The following is a 2423-nucleotide window of genomic DNA, read 5'->3' on the forward strand; positions in this document are numbered from 1 at the left end:
GGATTCTATATAAGGTAACCCTTTTTCACGAATACGTAAAAATTTTAATTTTATATCAGTTAAAATTTTATTTTTTTCCTCATCCTCTTTTTGTTTATCACGATGGACGTAACCATCATATTCAATAGCTACATTTAGCGAAGGGATAAATATATCAATTTCAATATGTTTAGTTTTATCCAAGCATAGTTGGTATCGACCAATGACATCAGAATATAGTTGTTTCAAATAAAAGAAGATCGCTAATTCAGGAAATGAGGTTTGGGTTCCTTGAGCACATTTCGGACATCCTCTGCCAGCACCATTTCTCTTTGCAATGGCAGCTTTCCATTCATGTCCATGTTCACATAACCACCAGACTTTTTCACCTGAGTTTGCAAATATGTCATTAGGTGTTAAAAAACCGTTTTTAGTAGGGTGCCACTCACTCGCCAATTTAGGATTTACATATAGTAAAGATCTCTCAGTGGTTAGTACACTTGCAGAACCGCGCCCATTACAAGACGGACATCCTTTTCCTCTAGATCGGTCATTGATTGCTGATGTCCAATTGTAGGTACAAATTTTACATATCCACCAAACCTTTTTATTTGAACCGAAAGTTACATTATCTGGAGTTAACGGGAAATTCTTTTCATAATCCCACTCATTTAGTAACTCTGGTTTCCTTACGGAAAGGGTATTGGGCTTCATTTTCAGACTACACCTCATCTTCATATCTTTTCACTAGTCTATATAACGTTAACGTTTACTTTTCACCTTTCACCTTAGACTGTCTCATCGCTTCAACAACTGTAATAGCAGTAAAGGTTTGTACTTTTGGGGCCATAAAAAAACCCCTACCAAGTTAGGCTATATATACAAAAGAACTGAACCGAGAAGTAGTACGTTTAAATTTAGAGGAGGACTAGTTCTATCGCAAGCTTCGTATGGAAGTCTTATAACATTAAGAATGGCCCAATTGTGGAAGACTGCTTTTATGGAAATCAATTAACCTTGTTTATTTTGATTATTTTTTATATCGCATTTTGCAAAATAGTCTTGTATGGGTAAACTTCAAAATCCATTGCTTCATGTACTCTTTTTAGAACAAGACCTCTTAAATAGATTGGATCCTTTGGAATAGGGGAATCATAAAAGTTACCATTTTTGTCTATACCGATTATTATGTACCCTGTGTCTCCGGATGTATTTGCCCTAGCCGTAATATCTTTTAAAAATTCATTAATTCCAGTTTGCTGATTAAAATCCCACCATCCCCTTTTAAATTCCAATTTTGGATTTTCGATTTCAGATTGACCATATTAATGTATCTGTTATAGAGATTCCTTGGTCACCAAATAAACCTCATATTATTAAGGAGTATGAATCAACTAAAGGGAAACAAACTAAAATGTTTATTCCTATAAGAAAAGGGACGTCAATAAATCCTGCTAGTAAGTATGATTTAGACCATATGTACTTTGAAAAAAACAGAAGAGTGGTCGTGGATTATGGAATAGATATTATTTTACCGGGACTTATAAACGCTACAAGTTTTGGTGCAAACGATTTACAGTCAGATTTTTATACACAATTTAGTATCCCAACCACTATTATAAACAAGGGATTAAACGTAAATTGCATAACAGAAGGGAAGCTCATTTTAGATAGTTTAGAGGATGATTTATCTGAAGTAAGTTGGCCCCTTTATAAGGTAACTTACCTAAGAGAAACATTATATTTAAAATATTCTTCATTTTTAAAAATACCAAGTAATGATATGGTCACTACCTCATTGCATTTTGGATTATCAGAAACGGAATACTACAGGCTCTTACAACTACAAGATAAAAATTCAAAATACCGAATAATCTTATCTGATATCAAAGGAAATTTATATTCAACCCAATCATTCAAAATAACATTTTAATCAACTTTAGATTTACCCTGTTTTTTGTTTTGTGGATTTTCATGGAAAAATTAACAGGAAGCTTTATTATTAAAAGAGATTCCAACACACACTTAATTATTCTTTTTTCAATACTAGTGTTGGTAAGGAAGATAATGGAGCATTAATCTGACTAAATTTTTAAGGGGTAGTTTGTTTTTACTACCCCTTTAAATATAATGTATTTATACTCGAAAAACTATTTTTAATAAAAATTGATTGGAATTCAGCTAAATAACGCTCACTCAGCTGAATCCCTTGTTAGATAAGGGGTTAATAACCTTTATGTTCCTAGTCAATTATTTGCTTTCCTTAAGCTGCCAATAATGAATTTTAAGTTACAAATTTTAGTTTAACACAGAGATTATGCTACTTTGAACATAGGGCGGCTGAGACTTGTCCTATTATTGTATCAATCAGGTTATAAATTGATGAATCATTGAAGAATCTTTATTTGTAATTTTATAAGGATTCTGTCCGCAAAGCAATACTT

Annotated in this window: 3 protein-coding genes; 1 reads left to right on the top strand and 2 read right to left on the bottom strand. The window is 32.4% G+C overall.

The features are described 5' to 3' along the window. Together V7266_RS29565 and V7266_RS29570 are read right to left on the bottom strand one after the other, a co-directional pair. On the bottom strand, window positions 1-693 hold a 693-nt coding region (locus tag V7266_RS29565), incomplete at its 3' end, for a zinc-ribbon domain-containing protein (RefSeq protein ID WP_335472783.1). A gap of 323 nt (window positions 694-1016) precedes the next feature. Beyond that, a complete protein-coding gene (locus tag V7266_RS29570; RefSeq protein WP_335472784.1) occupies window positions 1017-1274 on the bottom strand; it encodes an RNA-binding domain-containing protein in 258 nt (85 codons plus the stop codon). Between the two features lie 119 nt (window positions 1275-1393). Between V7266_RS29570 and V7266_RS29575 the strand changes: the two genes are divergently transcribed. Then, the gene (locus V7266_RS29575) at window positions 1394-1912 is read left to right on the top strand and encodes a hypothetical protein (protein ID WP_335472786.1); all 519 of its coding nucleotides are present in this window, start codon (window positions 1394-1396) and stop codon (window positions 1910-1912) included. Window positions 1913-2423 lie beyond the last annotated feature (511 nt).

The organism is Neobacillus drentensis (assembly GCF_036965645.1).
In the GTDB taxonomy this organism is placed as follows: Bacteria; Bacillota; Bacilli; order Bacillales; family Cytobacillaceae; genus Neobacillus; species Neobacillus drentensis_D.